Annotated in this window: 22 protein-coding genes; 14 read left to right on the top strand and 8 right to left on the bottom strand. The window is 69.0% G+C overall.

Features of this window, described 5'->3' with window-relative positions; genetic code table 11:
• Window positions 1-146 precede the first annotated feature (146 nt).
• Entirely contained in the window at window positions 147-1,061 is a 915-nt protein-coding gene (locus tag BI335_RS05420) for a type IV toxin-antitoxin system AbiEi family antitoxin domain-containing protein (RefSeq protein WP_094405899.1), read from the top strand.
• 113 nt (window positions 1,062-1,174) lie between these two features.
• Here BI335_RS05420 and BI335_RS05415 read toward each other — a convergent pair whose 3' ends face one another.
• Window positions 1,175-1,528 carry a BlaI/MecI/CopY family transcriptional regulator gene (locus BI335_RS05415; protein ID WP_094355242.1) on the bottom strand — a complete coding sequence of 118 codons (354 nt, stop codon included), beginning with the start codon at window positions 1,526-1,528 and terminating at the stop codon, window positions 1,175-1,177.
• A gap of 87 nt (window positions 1,529-1,615) precedes the next feature.
• Between BI335_RS05415 and BI335_RS05410 the strand changes: the two genes are divergently transcribed.
• From BI335_RS05410 to cydC, 4 genes are read left to right on the top strand one after another with little or no spacing between them, the layout of a single operon-like run.
• Entirely contained in the window at window positions 1,616-3,079 is a 1,464-nt protein-coding gene (locus tag BI335_RS05410) for a cytochrome ubiquinol oxidase subunit I (protein ID WP_094355243.1), read from the top strand.
• 22 nt (window positions 3,080-3,101) lie between these two features.
• The gene (cydB, locus tag BI335_RS05405; protein ID WP_094355244.1) at window positions 3,102-4,151 is read left to right on the top strand and encodes a cytochrome d ubiquinol oxidase subunit II; all 1,050 of its coding nucleotides are present in this window, start codon (window positions 3,102-3,104) and stop codon (window positions 4,149-4,151) included.
• Between the two features lie 37 nt (window positions 4,152-4,188).
• Window positions 4,189-5,868, top strand: a complete 1,680-nt coding sequence (cydD, locus tag BI335_RS05400; protein WP_094405898.1) for a thiol reductant ABC exporter subunit CydD — start codon at window positions 4,189-4,191, stop codon at window positions 5,866-5,868.
• On the top strand, window positions 5,865-7,433 hold the full coding sequence (gene cydC / locus BI335_RS05395) for a thiol reductant ABC exporter subunit CydC (protein WP_094405897.1): 1,569 nt from the start codon (window positions 5,865-5,867) through the stop codon (window positions 7,431-7,433). The genes cydD and cydC overlap by 4 nt, the downstream gene beginning before the upstream one ends.
• 299 nt (window positions 7,434-7,732) lie before the next feature.
• On the opposite strand, the gene BI335_RS05390 is transcribed toward cydC, so the two are convergent.
• Complete coding sequence (locus BI335_RS05390) at window positions 7,733-9,232, bottom strand: protein adenylyltransferase SelO (protein WP_094429883.1); 1,500 nt, start codon at window positions 9,230-9,232, stop codon at window positions 7,733-7,735.
• Between the two features lie 131 nt (window positions 9,233-9,363).
• Between BI335_RS05390 and BI335_RS05385 the strand changes: the two genes are divergently transcribed.
• The 4 genes from BI335_RS05385 to BI335_RS05370 all read left to right on the top strand — a co-directional run bounded on the left by BI335_RS05385 (window position 9,364) and on the right by BI335_RS05370 (window position 12,122).
• Window positions 9,364-9,927, top strand: coding sequence for a CGNR zinc finger domain-containing protein (locus BI335_RS05385; protein WP_166646755.1), 564 nt, complete (start codon window positions 9,364-9,366; stop codon window positions 9,925-9,927).
• Window positions 9,924-10,547 (top strand): LysE family translocator, encoded by a 624-nt coding sequence (locus BI335_RS05380; protein ID WP_166646756.1) that lies wholly within the window; start codon window positions 9,924-9,926, stop codon window positions 10,545-10,547. Before BI335_RS05385 ends, BI335_RS05380 begins: the two co-directional genes overlap by 4 nt.
• Before the next feature lie 71 nt (window positions 10,548-10,618).
• Window positions 10,619-11,710: an SGNH/GDSL hydrolase family protein gene (locus BI335_RS05375; RefSeq protein ID WP_094429876.1), complete on the top strand. Its 1,092-nt coding sequence runs from the start codon at window positions 10,619-10,621 to the stop codon at window positions 11,708-11,710.
• A 112-nt stretch (window positions 11,711-11,822) separates the two neighbouring features.
• Window positions 11,823-12,122: a thiamine-binding protein gene (locus BI335_RS05370; protein ID WP_094429875.1), complete on the top strand. Its 300-nt coding sequence runs from the start codon at window positions 11,823-11,825 to the stop codon at window positions 12,120-12,122.
• 7 nt (window positions 12,123-12,129) lie between these two features.
• On the opposite strand, the gene BI335_RS05365 is transcribed toward BI335_RS05370, so the two are convergent.
• Window positions 12,130-13,677: an MFS transporter gene (locus BI335_RS05365; RefSeq protein ID WP_094429874.1), complete on the bottom strand. Its 1,548-nt coding sequence runs from the start codon at window positions 13,675-13,677 to the stop codon at window positions 12,130-12,132.
• A gap of 86 nt (window positions 13,678-13,763) precedes the next feature.
• Between BI335_RS05365 and BI335_RS05360 the strand changes: the two genes are divergently transcribed.
• On the top strand, window positions 13,764-14,312 hold the full coding sequence (locus tag BI335_RS05360) for a TetR/AcrR family transcriptional regulator (protein ID WP_094405891.1): 549 nt from the start codon (window positions 13,764-13,766) through the stop codon (window positions 14,310-14,312).
• A 194-nt stretch (window positions 14,313-14,506) separates the two neighbouring features.
• On the opposite strand, the gene BI335_RS05355 is transcribed toward BI335_RS05360, so the two are convergent.
• The 4 genes from BI335_RS05355 to BI335_RS05340 form a co-directional block, all read right to left on the bottom strand.
• Entirely contained in the window at window positions 14,507-15,772 is a 1,266-nt protein-coding gene (locus BI335_RS05355) for a septal ring lytic transglycosylase RlpA family protein (protein ID WP_144009731.1), read from the bottom strand.
• A 214-nt stretch (window positions 15,773-15,986) separates the two neighbouring features.
• The gene (locus BI335_RS05350; protein ID WP_094405890.1) at window positions 15,987-18,245 is read right to left on the bottom strand and encodes a heavy metal translocating P-type ATPase; all 2,259 of its coding nucleotides are present in this window, start codon (window positions 18,243-18,245) and stop codon (window positions 15,987-15,989) included.
• Window positions 18,246-18,282: 37 nt separating this feature from the next.
• Window positions 18,283-18,495 carry a heavy-metal-associated domain-containing protein gene (locus BI335_RS05345; RefSeq protein WP_094355254.1) on the bottom strand — a complete coding sequence of 71 codons (213 nt, stop codon included), beginning with the start codon at window positions 18,493-18,495 and terminating at the stop codon, window positions 18,283-18,285.
• A 43-nt stretch (window positions 18,496-18,538) separates the two neighbouring features.
• Window positions 18,539-18,853: a metal-sensitive transcriptional regulator gene (locus BI335_RS05340; protein WP_208109210.1), complete on the bottom strand. Its 315-nt coding sequence runs from the start codon at window positions 18,851-18,853 to the stop codon at window positions 18,539-18,541.
• 595 nt (window positions 18,854-19,448) lie between these two features.
• Between BI335_RS05340 and dnaB the strand changes: the two genes are divergently transcribed.
• The 4 genes from dnaB to BI335_RS05320 all read left to right on the top strand — a co-directional run bounded on the left by dnaB (window position 19,449) and on the right by BI335_RS05320 (window position 22,754).
• Window positions 19,449-20,762, top strand: a complete 1,314-nt coding sequence (gene dnaB / locus BI335_RS05335) for a replicative DNA helicase (protein WP_229119460.1) — start codon at window positions 19,449-19,451, stop codon at window positions 20,760-20,762.
• A 92-nt stretch (window positions 20,763-20,854) separates the two neighbouring features.
• Complete coding sequence (locus tag BI335_RS05330) at window positions 20,855-21,751, top strand: sugar phosphate isomerase/epimerase family protein (RefSeq protein ID WP_094405889.1); 897 nt, start codon at window positions 20,855-20,857, stop codon at window positions 21,749-21,751.
• 77 nt (window positions 21,752-21,828) lie between these two features.
• Window positions 21,829-22,251: a hypothetical protein gene (locus tag BI335_RS05325; RefSeq protein ID WP_094405888.1), complete on the top strand. Its 423-nt coding sequence runs from the start codon at window positions 21,829-21,831 to the stop codon at window positions 22,249-22,251.
• 59 nt (window positions 22,252-22,310) lie between these two features.
• Window positions 22,311-22,754, top strand: coding sequence for a hypothetical protein (locus tag BI335_RS05320; protein WP_094405990.1), 444 nt, complete (start codon window positions 22,311-22,313; stop codon window positions 22,752-22,754).
• Here the strand turns inward: BI335_RS05320 and BI335_RS05315 are convergent.
• Window positions 22,747-23,613, bottom strand: a complete 867-nt coding sequence (locus BI335_RS05315) for a LysR family transcriptional regulator (RefSeq protein WP_094405887.1) — start codon at window positions 23,611-23,613, stop codon at window positions 22,747-22,749. The genes BI335_RS05320 and BI335_RS05315 overlap by 8 nt on opposite strands.
• Window positions 23,614-23,621 lie beyond the last annotated feature (8 nt).

The following is a 23,621-nucleotide window of genomic DNA, read 5'->3' as shown; positions in this document are numbered from 1 at the left end:
ACCCCTGCTGCAGTGGGGGTTTCACGCCCGGACAGGGGGTTTCACGAGTTGTCATCGATCGGCCGAATCGGTGGACAACCTTTTTGGCCATCCACAACCTGCCCCAGAGCCTTTCCGCTGTGGGGCGCCTCTGCTGGGCTGGTGCGATGGAGATCGTCACCACCGCCGAGTTGCTGAAGAGCGGGATCGACCACCCCGGCATCAGGAAGCTGGTGACCTCGGGTGATCTGCAGCGGGTACGCCGCGGCGTCTACCTGCGCGGGCCGGATCAGCAGCTCGTCGCCGAGGAGCAGCATCGCGCCCTGATCCGGGCGGTGCTCTGTGATCGGCCCGATGCGGTGTTGAGTCATGTCTCGGCTGCGGTCGTCCACGGTCTACCCGTGCCGTTGCGCAGCCTCGGCCGGGTCCACCTGATCCGCCGCGCCAAGCATCCCGGCGGCAAGCGCTTCAACCACAGCTACCTGCACCGGGTGGTGCAGGAGATCCCCACCTGCGTCATCGCCGGGCTGGTGGTCACCGATCTGGCCACGACCGTCCTCGATCTGATCCGGGTTCTCGATCCCGCTGATGCGGTGGCGGTCGCCGATCGCGCGCTCGCCAAGAAGCTGCAGCGCCAGGTGCTGCTCGACCGGGTCGCCGCCGAGGCCGGGCGCCGCGGAAACGCTCAGGCACGCCAGGTGTTGCGATTCGCCGATCCGCTGGCGGAGAGCCCGGGCGAATCGTGGGCCCGCTGGGCGTTCCATCGAGCGGGGTTGCCGGCCCCGAGGTTGCAGGTCGAATTCTTCGACGACGCCGGGAACTTCGTGGCCCGCCCGGACTTCGACTGGCCCGATCTCGGCGTCTCGGCCGAGTTCGACGGTGAGGTCAAGTACGGACGGCTGCTCGGACCGGGACAGGATGTGGCCTCGGTGATCCGCGCGGAGAAGGACCGGGAGGAGCGGTTCCGGCGGGCGAGCGGCCGGTGGCTGGTCCGGGTGGTCAATCGGGAGCTGGCCGATGTGGCGGCGCTGCGGCGTACCGTGCTCGACGCGGCGGGATATGCGGGCCGAACCGCCGGCTGAGACACCCCACGGCCTTGCCGCGAAACCCCCTCTCCGGGCGTGAAACCCCCACTGCAGTGGGGGTTTCGGCGCAGTAAGGGGGGTTTCAAGGAGAGGCGCTCACCACGCGGACGTCAGTTGGCGGAGAGCTCCTTGGCCAGGGCGGTCCGGTCGGCTGCGGGCATCCGGCGTACCAGCTCCACATAGACCGCCCGGCGCTCGTCGGCGGGGCCGGTGACGAGTTCGAGGATCTCGTCGGCGATCAGGGCGCCGCGGCTGGTCATCGGCTGGTACAGCCACTGCCGCCCGTCCCGCTCGCGCTGCACGATCTCCTTCTTCGCGAGCCGGTCCAGCACCGTCATCACGGTGGTGTAGGCCAGGTCACGGTCGGCGGCCAGCACCGTGTGCGCCTGCCGCACCGACATCGGCTCCGGGGCATGCCAGAGCACCTCCATCACCTTGGCCTCCAGCTCACCGAGCAACGTCATGGACCCCTCGATTCGTGAATATTGCGCTGGTCACATTAGCCCGCTTCGATTCCTGATCCTACGACGTCTCGTAGTAAGTTGCATGGCATGAGCACCGAGACACTCGCGCGGTGGCAGTTCGGGATCACCACCGTCTACCACTTCCTGTTCGTGCCGATCACGCTCGCCATGTCCTTTCTGGTGGCGATCTTCCAGACCATGTGGGTACGCACCGGCAACAACGCCTACCTCCGGCTGACCAAGTTCTACGGCAAGCTCTTCCTGATCAACTTCGCGATGGGTGTGGTCACCGGCATCGTGCAGGAGTTCCAGTTCGGGATGAACTGGTCGGACTACTCCCGCTTCGTCGGTGACATCTTCGGCGCCCCGTTGGCGCTGGAGGCGCTGCTGGCGTTCTTCCTGGAGTCCACCTTCCTGGGTCTGTGGATCTTCGGCTGGGACCGGTTGCCGAAGAAGATCCACCTGGCCACCATCTGGATCGCGGCAATCGGCACCAACATCTCGGCGATCTTCATCCTGGCCGCCAACTCCTGGATGCAGAACCCGGTCGGCTGGCGCTTCAACGAGCTCACCAACCGGGCCGAGCTGACCGACTTCGGTGCGGTGCTGCTGAACCCGGTGCTGCTGGTCACCCTGCCGCACCAGCTCGCCGCCGCCTGGATGGTCTCCGGCGCCCTGGTCGCCGCGATCGGCGGCTGGCACCTCTACCGGCTCGGGCGCGGCGACGGCAACCACGAGCAGCGCGAGGAGAAGACCCACCGCACCGCCGTTCGGATCGGCGCCGTCGCGATGCTGATCGGCAGCCTCGGCGTACTGATCTCCGGCGACCTGCAGGGCAAGGTGATGACCGAGGTGCAGCCGATGAAGATGGCCGCCGCCGAGGCGCTCTACGAGACCGAGCAACCGGCCGATTTCTCGCTGCTCACCATCGGCACCCTGGACGGGCAGCGCGAGGTGTGGTCGATCAAGATCCCGCGCCTGCTGTCGTTCCTGGCGCACTCCAACTTCACCGGTGAGGTGCAGGGCATCAACCCGCTGAACCGGCAGTACCAGGCCGAGTTCCAGCCCCAGCTGCAACAGGTCTACGGTCCCGAGATCGCCAACCGGATGACCACCTACAACCCGAACATCCCGCTCACCTACTGGACCTTCCGGATCATGATGGGCCTGGGCTTCCTGGCGATGGGTATCGGGGTGTTGACGCTCTGGCTGACCCGCGGGAATCGCCTGCCACGCAGCAAGATCTGGTTCGCGATGATGGTCACGTTCCCGCTGGCGCCGCTGTTCGCGAACTCGTTCGGCTGGATCTTCACCGAGACCGGCCGCCAGCCCTGGGTGGTGTTCGGCGTGATGCCGACCGCCGCCGGTGTCTCCCCCGGTGTCACCCCCGGGATGGTGCTGTTCTCGATGATCACCTTCACCCTCGTCTATGGCGTGCTGGCGGTGATCGAGGTGGGCCTGTTCCTGAAGTACATCCGGATGGGGCTGCCCGAGGTCGAAGAGCCCAAGGTCCTCGAGGACGAGGACTCCCCGATGTCGTTCGCGTACTGAGTTTCTGAGTGAGGAATCGACAATGACACTCGCACTGCTCTGGTTCATCCTGATCGCCATCCTCTGGATCGGATTCTTCGTGCTCGAAGGCTTCGACTTCGGGGTCGGCATGCTGGTCGGCATCCTCGGCAAGAAGGACAAGGACCGCCGGGTGATGATCAACACCATCGGCCCGCTCTGGGACGGCAACGAGGTCTGGTTGATCACCGCCGGCGGGGCCATGTTCGCGGCCTTCCCGGAGTGGTACGCCACCTTGTTCAGCGGGCTCTATCTGCCGCTGTTCCTGATCCTGATCGCGCTGATCTTCCGCGGCGTCGCCTTCGAATACCGGCACAAGCGCGAGAGCGCCGCCTGGCAGCGCGGCTGGGACCGCTGCATCATCTTCGGCTCCTTCGTGCCCGCCCTGGTCTTCGGCATCGGCTTCGCCAACTTCGTCCGCGGGCTGCCGATCGTGCACGACGTCGCCGGACGGCGCTGGGTGATGGAGGGCACCGTCGGCAACTTCTTCGGCCTGTTCATGCCGTACGCCCTGCTCGGCGGGGTGCTGTTCGTCACCTTGTTCCTGTTCCACGGCGCGATCTTCATCTCGCTCAAGACCAAGGGCGAGATCCGCTTCGCCGCCCGGAAGTTCGCCGACCGGATCGGCCTGGTCGCGATCGCACTGCTGGCGATCTTCAGCGTCTGGACCGCTGCGGCGTACGGCAACGGCGTGGTGAGCTGGATCGCTGCGGTGGTGGCGATCCTGGCCGCCACGGCCGGGTACCTGCTGATCAAGCGGGGCCGGGAGGGCTGGGCGTTCACCGGGACCGTGCTGGCGATCATCGCCATGATGGTGCTGATCTTCAGCTGCATGTTCCCGAACGTGGTCCCGGCGCTGGATCCGGTGAACGACATGTCCATCCAGGATGCGGCCTCGACCGGCTACACGCTGCGGATCATGACGATCGCCTCCGCGGTGTTCCTGCCGATCGTGCTCGGTTACCAGGCGTGGACCTTCTGGGTGTTCCGCAAGCGGATCAGCACCCAGAACCTGCCGGTGGTCGAGTCCGCGGAACAGCAGCCGACCGGCTGAGCCGGCCGCCTGCGCGCGAGCGACTACGCTGCCCCCGATGGCCGGACCGATCGATCCACGACTGCTCACCCGGGCCCGGGCCACCCGCGGCTTCCTGATCGCCTCGGTGGTGGTCGGGTCCGCGACGGCCCTGCTCGTGGTGGCCCAGGCCTGGCTGCTGTCGCGGATCGTGGCGCGGGTCTTCGACGCCGGTGCGCAGCCGTCGGCGGCCGAGGCGGCCCGGTTGCCGTTCGGCGGGCTGGCCGCCGCCCTCGGCATGCTGGCGCTGGTGATCGCCGGGCGCGCGGTGCTGGCCTGGTTCGGTTCCTGGCTGGCGCACCGCTCGGCGGCGGCGGTGAAATCCCAGCTGCGGGCCGACATCATCGATGCCCGGCTGGCCGCCCCCGGGGCGACCCGGGTGCCGACCGGGCAACTGGTCGCGCTGCTCGGCCAGGGCCTGGACGCCCTGGACGGCTACTACGCGCGCTATCTGCCACAGCTGGTGCTGGCGCTGACCGTGCCGCTGATCGTCGGCGTGACGATCCTCACCGCCGACCTGACCTCGACGATCGTGGTCGCGCTGACACTGCCGCTGATCCCGCTGTTCATGGTGCTGATCGGGCTCGCCACCAAGGTCAAGCTGGATCGCAGCTGGCGTACCCAGACCCGGTTGGCGAACCACTTCGCCGACCTGGTCGCCGGGCTGCCGACGCTGCAGGTGTTCGGCCGGGCGAAGGCGCAGGAGAAGGGCCTGGTGCTGACCGAGCAGAAGCACCGCAGCGAGACCATGTCGACGCTGCGGGTGTCCTTCCTGTCCTCCTTCGCCCTGGAGCTGCTGGCGACCTATTCGGTGGCCCTGGTCGCGGTACCGATCGGGCTGCGGCTGGTCGAGGGCAATATCGACCTGACCACCGGGCTGTTCGTGCTGATCCTGGTGCCGGAGTGCTATCTGCCGGTCCGCCAGGTCGGGGTGCACTACCACGACTCGATCGACGGGATCACCGCCGCCGACGAGGCGTTCGCGATCATCGAGGGCGCCGACGCGGTCCGCGGCCGGGAGCGCGGCGCGGCCCCGGATCCGGCCGCCGTCGAGGTGCAACTGGCCGGGATCGGCGTACGCCACCCAGGTGCCGAGACCGACGCGCTGACCGACTTCTCGTTGGCGGTACGCCCCGGTGAGGTCGTCGCCCTGTCCGGGCCCTCGGGGTCGGGCAAGTCGACCGCGCTGGCCGTGCTGATGGGCTTCCTCACCCCGACCACCGGCCGGGTACTGGTCGGTGACACCGATCTGGCCACCATCGACCCGGCCGCCTGGCGGGCCCGGTTGGCCTATGTCGCCCAGCAGCCCGGGGTGATCAACGCATCGCTGGCCGAGAACGTCCGGCTGGGCGATCCGGCGGCCGACGATGCGGCGGTGGCCGAGGCGCTGCGGCGGGCCGGGGCCGGTGAGCTGGATCCGGCGCGCGCGGTCGGTGACGACGGGGTGGAACTGTCCGCCGGTGAGCTGCGCCGGGTCGCGGTGGCCCGGGCGCTGCTCCGGCTGGATGCCGGGGCCGGACTGCTGGTGCTCGACGAACCGACCGCCGGCCTGGATGCCGCGGCCGAGCAGGCGGTGATCGAGGCGGTACGCCGCAGCGGCGCCTCGGCGCTGGTGGTCAGCCACCGCGATGCGGTGCTCGCCGCCGCCGATCGGGTGGTCCGGTTGACCACGGCACAGCCCGATGAGGTGCGCCGATGAGCACCCTCGCCCTGTTCCGCGGGTTGGCGGCCGAGGTGCCCCGGGCCCGGTTGCGGTTCGCCGCCGCGCTGCTGCTGTCCTTCCTCACCTCGCTGGCCGCGGTGACGCTGATGGGTGCCTCCGGCTGGATGATCTCCCGGGCCGCCGAGCATCCGCCGGTGCTCTATCTGCAGGTGGCGATCGTCATCGTGCGGGCCTGCGGGCTCTTCCGGGCGGTCTTCCGGTACGCCGAGCGGCTGGTCTCGCACGAGCTGGCGCTGCAGCTGCAGAGCGCGCTGCGGATCCGCACCTACGCCACGCTGGCGAGCACCACCCTGCTCGGCCGGCGCCGCGGTGACCTGCTGATCCGGGTGGTCTCCGATGTCGCCGCGATCATGGATCTGGTGGTCCGGGTGGCGGTGCCGTTCGCCTCCGCCGGATTGCTGGTGGTGGCGGCCAGCGTGGCGATGTCGGTGCTCTCCCCGGTGGCCGGGGTGGCGCTGCTGATCTCAGCGGTGCTGGCCGGCTGGCTGGTACCGATCGCGGCGGCCGGTGCCTCGGCGCGCGCGGACCGGGAAACCGTCGGGCTGCGGGCGGAGCTGGCCGTGCTGACCCGGGAGGTGAACCGGGCGGCGTACGATCTGGCCGCCTATGGTGACACCGGCCGCCGGGATGCACTGCTCGCCGTCGATGCCCGGCTGCGGGCCGCCGAGTCGCGGGCCGCGGTGGTCCGCGGGGCCGCTGCCGGCGCCCAGGTGCTGGCCGCCGGGGCGGCGGTGCTGGTCGCGGTCTGGGTCGGCGTACCGGCGGTGGCCGACGGGTCGCTGGCCCGGGTGAACCTGGCGGTGCTGGTGCTGGTGCCGCTGGCGCTGCACGAGGTCCTCGTCCCGCTCACCCAGTCGGCGCAGACGCTGACCCGGGCCCGGGCCGCGCTGGACCGGGTCCGCGAGCTGCTCACCGCTCCCCCGGTCGGCCGCGGGGACCGCGCCGATGAGACCCCGGCCGCCGAACCGGTGCTGGAACTGGACCGGGCCGCGGTGGGCTGGCCGGGTGCCGGTGCGGTGCTCGATGACGTGTCGCTGGTGGTACGCCCCGGTGAGCGGGTCGCGCTGACCGGTGCGAGCGGGATCGGCAAGACGACGGTGGCGACCACGCTGATGGGGATGATCCCGCCGCTCGCTGGGGCGATGACGGTTCGCGGCACCATCGGCTATCTCGCGCAGGACGCGCACATCTTCAACACCTCGGTGGCCGAGAACGTCCGGATCGGCGATCGGGACGCCGACGACGAGCGGGTCGGTGTGGCGCTGCGCGCCGCGGGGCTGGAGCTGCCGTTGCGGCGGATCGTCGGCGAGGAGGGTTCGATGCTGTCCGGCGGTGAGGCCCGCCGGCTGGCGCTGGCCCGGGTGCTCGTCGGGGACAGTCAGTGCTGGATCCTCGATGAGCCCACCGAGCACCTGGACACCGACACCGCGGCCCGGTTGCTGGACGATCTCTGGGCGCTGTCGGCGGACCGCGCGGTGCTGGTGATCACCCACGACCCCCGCGTCGCCGCCGCCTGCGACCGGATCGTGCACCTCGGCTGACCCGACCCGCTCATCGAGTAGGCAGCCATGCGCAGCGCAGCGGAGCAATGGCTGCCGTGTCGAGATGAAGCGCCCCGTCAGACCACACCCTCGACCCCTCGCTTACCAGTTGGTCGAACCCCAGAATTCGCCCCCAGTGTTCGAGCACCGACGAGCGGATGCGGGTCTGCGGCCCGCGTCAAGAAACGCGGGATGGATTCTGGGGTTTGACCAGTCGGTAGAACCCTCGCGCTCATCGAGTAGGCAGCCATGCGCAGCGAAGCGGAGCAATGGCTGTCGTGTCGAGATGAAGTGCCCGCTCAGGTACCGCAGAAGGTCACATGCGGGCCCGCGTCGGCCGGGGCGGGCCGGGAGAGATCGTCCAGACCCGGGCGGGCGGCGTACGGCTCGCGCAGCGCGTCGACGAGCCGCTGATAGGGCGCGAGGTCGCCGGCGGTCGCGGCCGCGAGCGCCTCCTCGACGACGTGGTTCCGGGCGATGTAGGCCGGGTTGATCCGGTCCATCGCCGCGGCCACCTCACCCGGTTCGCCGACGAGCAGCGCCTCGCGGCGGGTGGCCCACGGCGCGAGGACGGCCGGGTCGGGGAACAGCTCGGCGGCGGTACCCGCCGACAGGGCCCGGAAGAAACCGGTGAGGTCGACCCGGTGCTGCTGGAGCAGCGCGAGCCCGTCGGTCACCAGGTCCTCATCCGGCGCGGGCAGGCCGAGCTTGCGGGAGAACCCGGCGACGAGCGCCTCCTGATAGCTCCCGGCGAACCCGACGACGATCTCGGTGGCGGCCTCGACCGCGGCCTCCCGATCGTCGGCGATGAGCGGCAGCAGCGTTTCGGCGAGCCGGGCCAGGTTCCACTGCGCGATCGCGGGCTGGTTGCCGTAGGCGTACCGGCCGCCGGCGTCGATCGAGCTGAACACGGTCGCCGGATCATAGCCATCCAGGAATGCGCACGGGCCGTAGTCGATGGTCTCCCCCGAGATCGTCATGTTGTCGGTGTTCATCACACCGTGGATGAACCCGACCTGCATCCACTGCGCGATCAGCTCCGCCTGGACCCGGCTCACCTGGCGCAACAGCGTGAGCCCGGGTGTGGTGTCCGCCGGGTCGGCGGCATCCGGGAAGTGACGCTGCAGCGCGTACGCCGTCAGCCGTTCCAGCAGCGTCGCGTCCGAGGGAGTCTCCGGGTGGGCGGTGAGCTGGGCCGCCAGCTGGAAGGTGCCGACCCGCAGATGGCTCGCGGCGACCCGCGCCAGCACCGCACCCGGCTGCCGGACGCCGTCCCGCGGGACCCGCTCACCGGTGGTGCAGACCACCAGGGCGCGGGAGGTCGGAATGCCGAGGGCGTGCATCGCCACCCCCATCAGGTGTTCCCGCAGCATCGGCCCGAGGACCGCCTTGCCGTCGCCACCGCGGGCGAAGGGGGTCCGCCCGGATCCCTTCAGGTGCAGGTCTTTCCGGCGGCCGGCGGTGTCGACGATCTCACCGAGCAGCAGCGCCCGGCCATCACCGAGCAGCGGCGAGTAGCCGCCGAACTGGTGCCCGGCGTACGCCTGCGCAACGGTCGGCACGTTCTCGGGCACGTCACCGACGAGCAGTCGCGTGCCCTCCGGTGTCCGCAGGGCGGCCGGGTCGACGCCGAGCTCGGCGGCCAGGGATTCGTCGATCACCACCGGGCACGGCTCGGGGAAGCTCGCGGCACGGCGGGCCACGGACAGTTCGGGCACCGCTGCGGCGTACCCCTGGGTGAGGGTGAACGGGCCGGCGGCGACACCGGTCGCCGGCGGAGCGAGATGGACCTCGGCCATGACGTGCTCCTTCGTGTGGGCGTCATTCGAGCCTAGGTCACCGGTGGTACCGGTGATCGCCGACACCAACTGATGTAATGGTTTTTGACCATCTATCCATTAACCTCCCACTAACCTCCCACACTGAGTCCATGACGGAATGGACCTGGCTGGGCGACCACCCCGCGGTCGATCTGGCGAACACGATCCGGATCGTCGACGGTCAGCGGGTCGAGCTCATCGGCACGGTCGACGCCTTCGCCGAGTGGGCGGACCTCGAACCCGCGGCACTGCCCCCGGCCCGGCCGAGGACCGAGGCCGAACTCACCCGCGTACACCGCCTGCGAGACAGCGCGGTCCGGTTGCTGGATGCGGCCGTGACCGGGCGTGAACTGCCCGCCGCCGACGTCCGCGCGGTGAACGATGCGGTGCGCGCCTCCGCCACGACCCGGCTGATCGGCGGACGGGTGGGTGCCACCGAGACCGAAGCCCGCGACGGTACCGGGTTGGACGGGTTGCTCGGCGTACTCGCCGCCACCGTCGTCGACCTGCTCGGTCGGGACCACTTGGCCAACCTCGCGGTCTGCCATGCTGACGGGTGCGGCCAGTTCTTCCACCGGGCCCGACCGAACCAGCGCTGGTGCAGCCCCGGATGCGGGAACCGGGCGCGGGTCGACCGGCACCGGCACCGCCGACGCGCGACCCCCACGCCGTGACCGAGCTGGCCGCGATCAACTGGCCCGGCTTCTTCGCCGTCCTGGTGCTGGCCTACCTGACGCCGGGGCCCGAGTTCCTGATCGTGCTGCGCTCGGCGACCCGGGGCTGGCGGGCGGGCCTGGCCGCGGGAGCAGGTGCCCAGACCGGGCTCACCGTGCACATGCTGATCGCCACACTCGGCCTCTCCCTGCTGCTCACCCGCTATCCGAGCGCGCTGCTCACCATCCAATTGGCGGGATCGCTCTATCTCGGGTACCTGGGCTGGCGTCTGCTGCGCAGCGCCGGCACCGAGGCCGGACCCCGCCCGTCGACCGCCACCGCATTCCGCCAGGGCCTGGCCACCGACCTGCTGAACCCCAAGGTGGTCGTCTTCTTCGCCGCCGTGCTCCCGCAGTTCGTCAACCTGTCCGCGGGCCGGGTCCGCGAACAGATGCTGTTGCTCGGCGTCGTGGACGTGCTGTTCGGGTTCCTCGCCTGGCTGCTGGTGACGGCCGTCGGCGTACGCCTGAACACCTGGCTCGCCGACCCGGCGCACCGCCGCCATTGGGATCGGGTCGGCGGGGCGCTGCTGCTCGCGGTGGCGATCACGCTCGCCGTCTCCGGAATGTTCCGGTGGTGACCGATTCGCGGGCCGTGTGAGGCTGGCCACACACCCCCGGGACCGTGCCCGGGCCCGAAAGAAGGACTTCGATGAGGGCAACCACGTTCCTGCGCCGCACAGCAGCCGGAGCCGCGATCGTCGCGCTCGGCACACTGGCCGGCTTCACCCCCGCACTCGCCGCGACCACCAACGACTACGTCGCCCTCGGTGACTCCTATTCCGCCGGTGACGGTGGCGGCAACTACATCATCGACGGCACCACCTGCTTCCGCTCACCCAACTCCTTCGCCGGTCAACTGGCCGCGGAGAAGGGGTTCAACCTGGACCTGCAGGCCTGTTCCGGTGCGATCACCTCCGACATGCCCAAGCAGTACCCGTCACTGTCGGCCGAGACCGACTTCGTGACGCTGACCATCGGCGGCAACGACATCGGCTTCGCACCGGTGGTCACCGAATGCGCGAAACCGTCCTGGTGGGGAGATTGCAGCAAGGCGGTGAACGAGGCCGTCGCCAAGACCAACAATGTGCTGCCCAGCAAGCTCGCCGACGTGTACGCCCAGGTGAAGACGAGGGCGCCGAAGGCGAAGATCGTGGTCGCCGGCTATCCGCGGTTGTTCAACGGCCAGGACTGCTCCTGGGCCACCTTCTTCTCCGCCGACGAGATGCGCCGGATGAACGATGCGGCCGATCTGTTGAACAGTCGGATCCAGCAGCAGGCGGCGAGTTCCGGGTTGACCTTCGTCGATGTCCGCCAGCAGTTCACCGGGCACGCCGTCTGCGACGCCCAGCCCTATCTGCACAACCTGTCGCTGAACGTGGTCGAGTCGTTCCATCCGAACAAGGCCGGCTATGCGGCGTACGCCGACGCGATCGGTCCGAAGCTCGGCACCCCGCGCACCTCGCTCGCCTCCGCGGCGTACGCCGGCGGGCAGGCCGTGATGACCGACAGCCGCAGCGGGAAGAGCGTGCGCGCCAACCTCGGCGGCCGGACCGCCGCCGACCCGTCCCGCAGCCGGACCAGCAATCCGGATCTGCGCTCGGCGGAGGCCCGTGCCGCGGCCCGGAAGGCCGGGATCAGTGACCGCGAGCTGAATGAGCTGGCCGCCGGCCAGGAAAAGGCGCTGCGCGGCCAGCAGGTCAGCCAGGCCGAGGCCCAGGCGCTGCGCCGCGCCAAGGGCTGACCCCGCCGCGATCCATCGAATCCTGCGTGCATCCCCCTCCCCCTGCAGGGCTGGGGAATTGCACTGTGGGTTCGATGGATCGCGGGCGGGGGGCTGGTGGCAGACTGGTGGCATGCTGGTCGCCTTCTCCGTCGCCCCCTCCGGTTCCGAATCCGTGCACGAGGCGGTCGCCGCCGCCGTCCGCGTGGTCCGCGAATCCGGCCTGCCCAATCAGACCGACTCGATGTTCACCACCATCGAGGGCGAGTGGGACGAGTGCATGGACGTGGTGAAACGCGCCACCGAGGCGGTGCAGCGCTACGGCAACCGGGTCTCGCTGGTGCTCAAGGCCGACATCCGGCCCGGCCACACCGGTGAGCTCACCGGCAAGATCGAGCGACTCGACCAGGCGCTCCAGCAGTCCGCGGACTGAGCCGCGCTCAGTGCTCGACCTCGGCCAGGTCCGCCTGCGCCGAGACCCCACGGAGCATGATGCCCGCGAAGATCGCCACCGCGAAGAGGATCACCGCGGCGATACCACCGGTCCAGGCAAGGGCGCTGGTGAACGAATCGACCGCGGCGCTCGCCAGCGCCGCACCGATCTCACCCGGCAGCTGCTGGGCGTACACCAGTGCCGCCGCCAGGGTCTCCTTCGCCCCCTCGAGCACCGTCGCGGGCAGCCCCGCGGGCGCGGCCTCCGCGAGACCCCGGCGATAGAAGCCGAGCAGCACCGACCCGAGGATCGCGGTGCCGAACGCGGTGCCTAGTTCGTACGCCGTCTCGCTGATCGCGGCGGCCTGACCCGCCTGTTCCGGGCGTACCGAACTCATGATCAGGTCGTTGGTGAGCGTCATCCCCACCCCGGCACCCAGGCCGACGAGGCAGAGGGTGATGGCGATCATCCACGGCGGGGTGTCCGGGGTGAGCCGGAGCAGCATCGCGAAACCGCCGGCGGTGATCAGGACGCCGAGGGCGACGATCAGGGCGGTCGGGAATCGCTTCACCAGCGCCGCGGCGATGAACCCGGCGCAGGCGGAGACGGCGGCCTGCGGCAGCATCCAGAGCGCCGAGGAGATGACGCTGAGGCCGAGGACGAGCTGCAGGAACTGGGTGAGGGCGAACATCGCACCGACCAGGGAGAACACCGAGAGCAGGTCGGTGATCACCGCACCGGTGAAGGCCCGCACGCGGAAGAGCCGGACATTGATCACCGGCACCGGCATCCGCAGCTGGCGGATCACGAACAGCACGAGCAGCACGAGGCCGGCGAAGAAGGTGAGGAACGCGACCCCGGGGCCCTTGCCCTCGGCGAAGGTCTTCACGCCATAGACGAAGGAGATCATCCCGGCGAGCGAGAACAGGATGCTGGGCAGGTCTATCCGGCCCGGGTTCGGGTTCCGGCTCTCGGGAACCAGGAACGGCGCCAGCGCGAGCAGCAGCACCATCACCGGGATGTTCATCAGGAAAGCCGCGTGCCAGCTGAACACCTCGATGATCCAGCCGCCCACGATGGGGCCGGCGGCGGCGCCGAGCGCACCCATCGCGGACCAGACGGCCATCGCGGTACGCCGCTGGTCACGGTCGGCGAACATGTTGCGGATCAGCGAGAGCGTGCCGGGCATGATCATCGCACCGGAGATGCCGAGCAGGGCGCGGGCGGCGATCAGCATCCAGGGTGCGGTCGAGAGGGCACCCAGCACCGAGGCGATCGCGAAGAAGACCGCGCCGATGAGCAACACCCGGCGCCGCCCGAACCGGTCCCCCAGTGAGGACATGGTGATCAGCAGGCCGGCCAGCATCAGCGCATAGATGTCGAGCATCCACAGCTGCTGGGTGCCGCTGGGCTTCAGCTCCGCGGTGATGTCGGCCAGCGCGAAGATCAGCACCATGCCGTCGATCGCGATGAGCAGCATCGGCAGCACCAGGACCGCCAGTCCCACCCAGGTGCGGGTCGTCGCCCGCTGCGGGGTCTCCGTCGTCAGTTCCATCGGTTCCGTCTCTCGGTCGGGGGTTACTTCACCATTTAGTGTACTACACCAAATGGTATAGTAATGACCGTCGAGGAGGAGGACCGATGGCACGACCGAGCGCACGACCCAAGCTGATCGATGCGGCCCTGACGGTGGTGGCGGAGCGGGGCGTCACCGCCCTCACTCTCGACGCGGTGGCCGAACAGGCCGGAGTGACCAAGCGCGGCCTCATCTACCACTTCCCCAGCAAGCACGCCCTGCTGGTCGGCATCCACACCGAACTGGCCGCGCGGATGGAGCGCCGACTCCTCGACGCCACCGGGCGGGAGCCGGAGACCGCGAGCCTGGTGGATCGTACGCGCGGCTATGTGCGCGCGGCGGTGGATGCTCCGACCACCGTCGAGCTGCGGTTGATCATGGAGGCCGCGAACGAGCCGGACTGGCTGGCACCCTGGGAGCGGGTCTACCGGCGCTGGTTCCCCGAGGAGGAGCAGTCGGTCGACGAACTCGATGCGGTGGCGCTGCGCTGTCTGGTCGCGCGGATGGCCGCCGACGGCTCCTGGGGATACGAGAGCATGCTGAGCACCCCGATGACCCCGCAGGCCCGCGAGCGACTCACCGAGAGCATCCTCGACACCCTCGGCGACGCCTGATCGACCCGTTTCAGCCCTCGTTGTCGGCGTGTCACTGCACCGCGATCTGCGCTCCACCGAGGCAAGCAGCTCGTCCCCGGCCGACACGGGGGCCGCGAAATGCAGTACGCCCGGGCCGAGGCCCGGGCGTACTGTGCGTGAACGCTGGCTGAGCGAGGGCGGATCGAGCGGGTCGAAACCACCTCGGCCCAGGATCAGAGCGGCTGGTAGACCACCGTCATCACACCCTGGCTGACGTTGCCGATGGCCGAGAAGGCGGCCTTCGACAGGTCCAGGCAACGGCCGGCGATGTAGGGGCCGCGGTCGTTGATCCGGACGGTGACGGTCTTGCCGTTGGAGGGGTTGGTGACCTTGACCATGGTGCCGAAGGGCAGCGTCTTGTGTGCCGCGGTCAGCGCGTTGGTGTTGAACACCTCGCCGTTGGCGGTCATCTGACCCTCGTCGTACATGGAGGCCTGGCAGGTGGAGCCGACGGCCGGGCTGCCACCGGTGGAACCGGAACCCGAACCCGAGCCGGAGCCGGCGTTGGTGCCCGCGGACTTCGACGGCGGGCTGGAGGGGCGCGACGAGCTGGTCGTGGGGGCCTTGCTCGGGCTCTTCGACGGGGTGGTGCTCTTCGGGGTCGGGGTGGCGGTGCTGCCGGTACCGACCAGCACGACCTCATCGACCGGCTGCTTGTCGACGCGGCTGGAGGTCATCTTGTTCTCGATGCTCTTGCCGTTCTCGAAGCGCTCGGTCCAGACCTCGATGGTCTTGCCCGGTACGCCCTTGGTGTCGACCTTCTCGGTGCCCTTGGGCAGCGAGGAGCTCTCCTTGCGGACGGTCTTGAAGGGGATCTCGATCTCGCGGGTGGTCTCCTTGGTGTCGACCTTGTTCACCGCGACGGTGAGCCCCTCGGTGATCGGGGTGTCGACGCCGGGATCGAGCCGGTCGGTCGGCGCGTATTCGATCTGCGCCTCGGCGAGCGCCTGGCCGACGGTCTCGGCCGGGGTGATCACGGTGCGCGATTCACCGGCGACGACCACGGTGATCTGCTTGGCGGTCTCGATGTTGAGATCCAGACCCTCGCGGCCGATCGCGGCGCTGCGGGAGGTGGAGAGCTTGGACTCGTCGCGGATCGACATCTCCGCGAGCGCCTGCTCCACGGTGGTGGCAGTGGTCCACATGGAGGACTTCTCGCCGTCGACCGAGAGGTTGAGCTGGCGGCCGTAGCGGACGCTGATCTGCTGGCCGTCGGCGAGCTTCTCACCGAGGGCCGGTGCGACCTGGTCACGCTCACCGACCTGGATGTTCTGGGCCTGGAGGGCTTCACCGACGGTTCCGGACCAGGTGCGGACCTTCATCGGCACCCCGTCCTGGGACACCTCCACATCCTTGGCCATCGCCTGGCTGACGCCGAAGACGCCACCCGAAGCCACCAGGACACCACCGGCGACCGCCAGGGGGATTACCTTGCGCAACTCGACTCCCGTGAGAACTCTGCTGTTTGGTGCCGAGGCGCACAAGCACGTATCACCCCGACTCATTCGTCACGGAATGGTAACTGCTCCGAGCCGTTTCCCAAAAATCTGCTGAGAAAACCCACAGTTGGGGGCTCCCCGCCCGAACATGTCAGGGGTTATGCACGGTCAACAAGGCCGCGGACTGTGCGATCTGCCCCAAGAGCTGACCGGCTCAGCGGGCGTACGCCTTGAACCGGCGCAGCCGGAGGCTGTTGCTGACCACGAAGACCGAGCTGAGTGCCATCGCGGCCCCGGCGATCATCGGGTTCAGGAAACCGAGCGCGGCGAGCGGCAGTGCGGCCACGTTGTAGGCGAAGGCCCAGAACAGGTTCGCCTTGATGGTGCCCAGGGTCGCCCGGGAGAGGCGGATCGCGTCGCCGGCGAGCAACAGGTCGCCGTGCACCAGGGTGAGGTCGGCGGCCTCGATGGCGGCGTCGGTTCCGGTACCCATCGCGATGCCGAGGTCGGCGGTGGCGAGCGCGGCGGCGTCGTTCACGCCGTCGCCGACCATCGCGACCCGGCGGCCCTCGGCCTGCAGGGCCCGGACGGTGTCGACCTTGTCGGTGGGCAGCACCTCGGCGATCACCTCGTCGATGCCGACCTCGGCGGCGACCTGTTCGGCGGCGGTGGCGGAGTCGCCGGTGAGCAACACCGGGCGCAGGCCCAGCGCGCGCAACCGGCGGATCGCCTCGGCCGAGCTCGGGCGTACGGTGTCGGCCACCTCGATGACGCCGATCGGGTCGTCGTCGGCGATCACCACCACGGCGGTACGCCCGGCGGCGCGGCCCTCGTCGAAGGCGGCGCGCAGCTCGGCCGGGAGCTCGCCGTCGACCAGGGCCGGTCGGCCAACCTTGATCCGGCGGCCCTCGACGGTCGCCTCGGCACCCAGGCCGGGTCGGTTGATGAAGTCGGTCACACCCACCGTCGGCTGAGTGAGCGCCAACCCCTCCGTCGGCTGAGCGAGCGCCAGCGAGTCGAAGCCACCCACGATGGCCCGCGCGATGGGGTGCTCGGAGTTGTCCTCGACGGCGGCGGCCAACCGCAGCACCTCGGCCTCGTCGACACCGGCGACCGGGCGTACGCCGGCCACCGACATCGCGCCGGTGGTGACGGTGCCGGTCTTGTCCAGCACCACGGTGTCGACCCGGCGGGTGTCCTCGAGGACCTCGGGGCCCTTGATCACGATGCCGAGCTGGGCGCCCCGGCCGGTACCGACGAGCAGGGCGGTGGGGGTGGCCAGACCGAGCGCACAGGGGCAGGCGATGATCAGCACCGCGACCGCCGCGGTGAAGGCGAAGGCGGCACCGGCGCCGAGCAGCAGCCAGGTCACCAGGGTGATCAGCGACAGGGCGATCACGATCGGCACGAAGATGCCGGAGATCCGGTCGGCGAGGCGCTGCACCTGGGCCTTGCCGGTCTGGGCGGCCTCGACCATCCGGGCGATCTGGGCGAGCTGGGTGTCCTGGCCGACACGGGTGGCGCGGACCACGATCCGGCCCTCGGCGTTCACGGTCGCTCCGATCACCTCATCGCCGGGGCCGACCTCGACCGGTACCGATTCACCGGTGACCAGCGAGTTGTCGATGCTGCTGCGCCCGGAGGCGACGACACCGTCGGTGGCGACCTTCTCCCCCGGGCGGACGACGAACTCGTCGCCGACCGCGAGCTGATCGACCGGGACCCGGTGCTCGGTGCCTTCGCGGAGCACCGACACCTCGTTGGCGCCCAGGGTCAGCAGCGCGCGGACCGCTTCGCCGGCGCGGCGCTTTGCGCGGGCCTCGAAGTAGCGACCGGCCAGGATGAAGGTGGTGATGGCGGTGGCGGCCTCGAGATAGATGTTTCCGAGTCCGTCCCCCTGCTCCAACCGGAAGCTGAACGGGTGGGTCATGCCGGGATGGCCGGCGGTGCCGAAGAAGAGCGCATAGACGCTCCAGGCGTACGCCGCCAGGGTGCCCATCGAGATCAGGGTGTCCATGGTGGCGGTGCCGTGGCGCAGGTTGACCCAGGCGGCGCGGTGGAAACCGCTGGCGCCCCAGAGCACGACCGGGGTGGCCAGGCCGAGGCTGAGCCATTGCCAGCCGTTGAACTGCAGCGGCGGCAACATCGCGAGCAGGATCACCGGCACCGAGAGGACCGCGCTGACGATCAGCTTCTCGCGCAGTGCGGCGGTGGGGTCGTCCGCGTCCGAGCCGGTGGGGGTCGTCGAGGGGACGCTGGCACGGTAGCCGGCCCCCTCGACGACCTTGATCAGCTCGTCGATTCCATGATCACCAACGTTGTTGATCTTGGCTTTCTCGGTGGCGTAGTTGACCGTGGCGCTGACCCCGTCGACCTTGTTGAGCTTCTTCTCGATCCGGGTCGCACAGGACGCACAGGTCATCCCGTCGATCTCCAGTTCGACGCTCTGCGGTCGCTGGTCCAGCGCCGTCATGATCAACTCCTCGTGCTGCTGTTCTTCGGGGTACGCCTCAGGCCTGCGCGACCTGGTAGTCACCGGCCTCATCGACCGCTTCGGCGAGCTGGGACAGGTCCAGCGGCTGCTCGGAGGTGACGGTCATCCGGCCGCCCTCGAGCTCGACGGACACGTCGGTCACCCCGGCCAGGGCGGAGACCTCTTCGGTGACGGCCTGGACGCAGTGCCCGCAGGTCATGCCGGTGACGGTGTAGTTCGCGGTGGTCATGGTTCTCCTCTGATTGATCGTTGGGGGATTGATCTTGGTTCGGTCAGCTGCGGACGAGCCGGGCGATGGCCGCGGTGGCCTCGTCGATCTTCTCCTGGCCGTCGCCGCCGTCGGCGATGGCGTGCGCGACACAATGGTGCAGGTGCTCATCGAGCAGTCCGAGCGCCACGGACTCCAGCGCCCGAGTCGCGGCCGAGACCTGGGTGAGGACGTCGATGCAGTACTTGTCCTCATCGACCATCCGCTGCAGGCCCCGGATCTGCCCCTCGATGCGACGCAGCCGCTTGAGGTGCGCCTCCTTGTTGGCCGTGTAGCCATGGGTCGGCTGGGCCTGGTCGACCGCGGTCTCGTTCTCCATGGCCATAACCATACCCCCCTATGGTATCTGTCGCAAGACCTGGTCAGTTGATCACGGGCTGGGCCGGAGGAGTGTCCATGATCGTCAAGTTATGCACAGGTCGGCCCCAATCCCACACGCCTCAGGGCGCTGTCAAGCCCGCTCGGCGTGTCCCGAAGTCCCCAAAAATCGGTTCAAGATTTTCTTTCATCCACCGCCATTCTCGGGCGTTTCTGCTTGTCAGAGCGATGTTACTGGTGAGACTCCAGACTTACCCACAGGTCCATCCCCAGACCGTGCACAACTCCGCGCGGGGTTCACACAGGCTGTCCACATGCCCTGTGGATAACTTGGTTTCGGTCGGGCCCTCGGAGGGCGTACGGTGTCGGGGTCCGGTCCGCAGAACGGGACCACCAGGGGCTCCCGATGACACGCGCGGGAGCGTACGCGAACGAGTGTCAGTGGTCCCGGTTAGCGTCGAGAACATGCATCAGATCTGCCCGTGGGAGGTTGTGTGAGCACCGAGGTCTCCGACGACCTGGAGAGTGATTTCCGACCCGGACCCGGACCCGGACCCAGTGATCGCGCCCAGCGTGCCGAGCGGGCCGCCGGTGGCATCGACCGGACCCCGCCCCAGGACAATGAGGCCGAGCAGTCGGTGCTGGGCGCGATGCTGATGAGCAAGGATGCGATCGCCGATGTGCTCGAGGTGCTCAAGGGTGTCGACTTCTATGCGCCCAAGCACGAGTTCATCTTCGATGCGATCCTCGACCTCTACGGCCGCGGTGAGCCGGCCGATGCGGTGACGGTGGCCAACGAGCTGAGCCGCACCGGGCAGCTGCAGCGGGTCGGCGGCCACCCCTACCTCTATGACCTGCTCGCCTCGGTGACGATCGCCGCGAACGCCGGCTATTACGCCCAGATCGTGCGCGACAAGGCGATCCTGCGGCGGCTGGTGGAGGCCTCGGTGAAGATCGCCCAGCTGGGGTACGCCGGCGAGGGCGATGTCGCCGAGATCGTGGACCGCGCCCAGGCGACGGTCTATTCGGTCAACGACGGCAAGTCCAGCGAGGACTACCAGCCGCTCGCCGACATCATGGAGGCCACCCTCGACGAGATCGAGGCGATCGGCTCCCGCTCCGGCGACATGGCCGGCGTGCCGACCGGTTTCGTCGAATTGGACGAATTGACCAATGGATTGCACGGCGGACAAATGGTCATCCTGGCCGCCAGGCCTGCCGTCGGGAAATCAACTTTGGGCCTTGATTTCGCCCGCGCCTGCTCGATCAAACACGGCCTTTGCTCGGCAATTTTCTCCTTGGAAATGAGCAAGGTCGAAATCGTGATGCGCCTCCTTTCGGCCGAGGCGCAGATCCCGTTGAACCACATCCGCAAGGGCACGATGAACGAGGACGACTGGCAGCGGCTGGCCAGCAAGATGGCGGCGATCTCGGAGGCGCCGCTGTTCATCGACGACTCGCCCAACCTGACGATGATGGAGATCCGCGCGAAGGCCCGCCGGCTCAAGCAGCGGCACCAGCTCAAGCTGATCGTGATCGACTACCTCCAGCTGATGAGCTCCGGCAAGCGCGTCGAATCCCGCCAGCTCGAGGTCTCAGAATTCTCCCGCCAGATCAAATTGCTGGCGAAAGAATTGGAAGTTCCGGTCGTCGCGATGTCGCAGCTCAACCGTGGCCCGGAGCAGCGGACCGATAAGAAGCCGATGGTCTCCGACCTCCGCGAATCGGGATCGCTGGAGCAGGATGCCGATATCGTCATCCTGCTTCATCGCGAAGATATCTACGACAAGGAGTCCGCGAGACTGGGCGAAGCCGACTTCATCGTCGCCAAGAACCGTAACGGCCCCACCCGGACCATCGTGACGGCCTTCCAGGGCCACTACTCACGGTTCATCGACATGCAGCACTGACGGCCGGGGCACGCGTGTCCGGATGCGCGCGTGAATCACGTCGCGCCCGGGCAAGAAGCCCGGTGCCGGCGCCTATCCGATAGGAAGGAACCATGACCGACACCGCACCGACCGCTGCTCCGACCAACAAGCTCGGCGTCCACGCCCTCGTCTGGGTCGGCGATACCTCTCCCGAGAGCGTCGAGACCGCCGTCAAGCAGACGGCTGCCGCGGGCTACGACATCCTGGAGTTCTCGCTGCACGACTCGGTGAACCTGGATCAGCGGGCGACCCGTGAGCTCCTCGAGGCGAACGGGCTCGGCACGGTGTGCTCCCGCGGCCTGGCCAAGGACGCCGATGTCTCGAGCGAGGACCCCGCGGTGGTGGCCCGCGGTCAGCAGTTGCTCCAGGATTCGCTGGAGGTGACCGCCGGCATCGGCGGCACCATCCTCACCGGCGCGCTCTACAGCGCGTTCGGGAAGGCACCCGGCCCGCTCAGCAAGGCCGGCCGGGACAACGTCGTCGGTGTCCTCAAAGAGTTCGCCGCCGAGGCCGCCAAGGTGGGTGTCACCCTCGGCCTGGAGGTCTGCAACCGCTACGAGACCAATGTGGTGAACACCGCCCAGGACGCGCTGCGGCTGGCCGACGACATCGGTTCCGACAACGTGATGATCCACCTGGACAGCTACCACATGAACATCGAGGAGAAGGACTTCGCCTCCCCGATCATCGAGGTCGGCGACCGGCTCGGCTACGTCCACATCGGCGAGAACGATCGCGGCTACCTCGGCTCCGGCCACCTCGACCTCCCCGCACTGTTCGAGGCCCTCGCCACGATCGACTACCGCGGCGCGGTCACCTTCGAATCCTTCTCCTCCGCCGTGCTCTCCCCCGGCCTGTCCAACGATCTGGCGATCTGGCGGAACCTGTGGGACGACGGCTTCGACCTGGCCACCCACGCCCGCGAGTTCATGGCGGCAGGGCTCGCCGCACCGACAACCGGGCGCTGACGACTCCGCTCAGATTTCTTGTGGATAACCCCGTTCCGGCCCGGACACGGGTGCCCCGGGCGAACCAGACTCGAGGCATGACTTTCGAACAGCTCAAGGAAAACTGGAACACCCGACCGATCACCGACAGCAACCTCGCCGACGTCGTCGACCTCTTCCTCGCCCTCCGCGACCGGCACCGCAACAGCCTGCTGCTGCTGATCACCGACGACGCCGGCCGCCCCATTCCGACACCGATCATGCTCAACGAGGTCGACTGGCACATCGACCCGACGCAGGACCGGAACTTCATCGAGTTCCTGACCATGATCGCCGACCACGGCAGCGGCGTACTCGTCGGGATCGGCCACCCGCAACCGGGTGTCACCCTCGACGACCTGCGCTGGCGCGCCGCCCTGGCGAAGATCCTGCCGCGGATCGGGTTGCACCCACTCGGCTTCTTCACCGGCGACATGGACACGGTGGTGCCGATCCCCGACAGCGCGGACCTGGCCGCCTGAGGCGTACGCCGATCGGGCGCCTCCCGCGCAGGCAGAGACGCACGCCTAAAATGGCGGCCATGAATCTCACCGATCTTCCGCTGCGCGCGACCACCGGCGCCTTCATCCTCAACTCCGGGCTGACCAAGCTGCAGGGCGACGAGGCGACCGCTCAAGGGATCCACGGGATGGCCTCCACCGCCTACCCGGCGTTCAAGGACATGGACCCCAAGCAGTTCCTCAAGCTGCTCGGCGCCGGCGAGACCGCGCTCGGCGCGCTGCTGCTGGCCCCGCCGGTCTCCGGCACGGTTGCCGGGCTCGGCCTGCTCGGCTTCGGCGCCGGTCTGATGGGGCTCTACTTCAAGGTCCCGGGAATGCGGCAGGAGGACGGCATCCGCCCGACCCAGCAGGGCACCGCGATCGCCAAGGACTCCTGGCTCGTCGGCGCCGGGGCCACCCTCGTCCTGCAGAGCCTGGCCACCAAGCGGCGCAAGGCCCGCAAGGAGCGCAAGCTCATCAAGTGACCCGACCGGGGAACGCCGCCAGGTACGCCTCGGCGTTCCCGCTCACCCGGGTGGCGGTGCACAGCACCAGCCGAGCCGGTTCGAGGTCGCGGATCGGGATCGCCGCGACCTCGGATCGGCGATACAGCTCACCGTTGCCCTGCGCGATGATCGCGATGCCCAGCCCCGCATTGACCGCCTCGAAGGTCTCATCGGCGTTCTCGGCCTCCGCCGCGATCCGGGCCGCCACACTCCGCCGATCCGCCGCCAACCAGTAGTCCCGCACCACCCCGGCCGTGGCCGGCAGCGCGATCACCGGGTCGTCGGCGATCTCGGCGAAGTCGACGGCCGCCCGACCGGCCAGCCGATGGTTGGCCCCGACGATCACCGACCGCGGTTCCTCCCGGAGCACCCGCAGCGCGGTCACCCCGTCGGGCACCGGCTCCCACAGCAGCCCCAGATCCGTCGCACCGTCGACCAGGCCGGCGGTCGGGTCGGTCCAGGGCACCAACCGGACCGAGATCTGCCAACGCCCCGGATCCAATACCTCGGTCAGTTCGGCGACCACACCCCGACCGACCGCGGTCTGCAAGCCGATCCGCAACACCCCGGGCGCGGCTGCGGCCTGCGCCGCCCGGAGCCCGTCGGACCAGTCGGCGAGCAGGATCCGGGCCCGCGCGATCAATACCTCCCCGGCCGGTGTCAGCGAGACGCCGCCGGGTCGGCGTACGAAGATCTCGAAACCGACCTGCCGCTCCAGTGCCCGCACCTGCTTGGACACCGTCGGTTGCGCGATGTAGAGCCGGTGCGCCGCGGCCGTCACGTTCAGTTCGTCTGCCACCGCGACCGCGTACCGCAGATCACGCAGGTGAATGTCCATAGCCAAAG

This window comes from Enemella evansiae, assembly GCF_002250705.1.
Lineage (GTDB): Bacteria > Actinomycetota > Actinomycetes > Propionibacteriales > Propionibacteriaceae > Enemella > Enemella evansiae.
The sequence above is the reverse complement of the archived record's forward strand: the minus strand, read 5'-3'. Positions and strand labels throughout refer to the sequence as shown.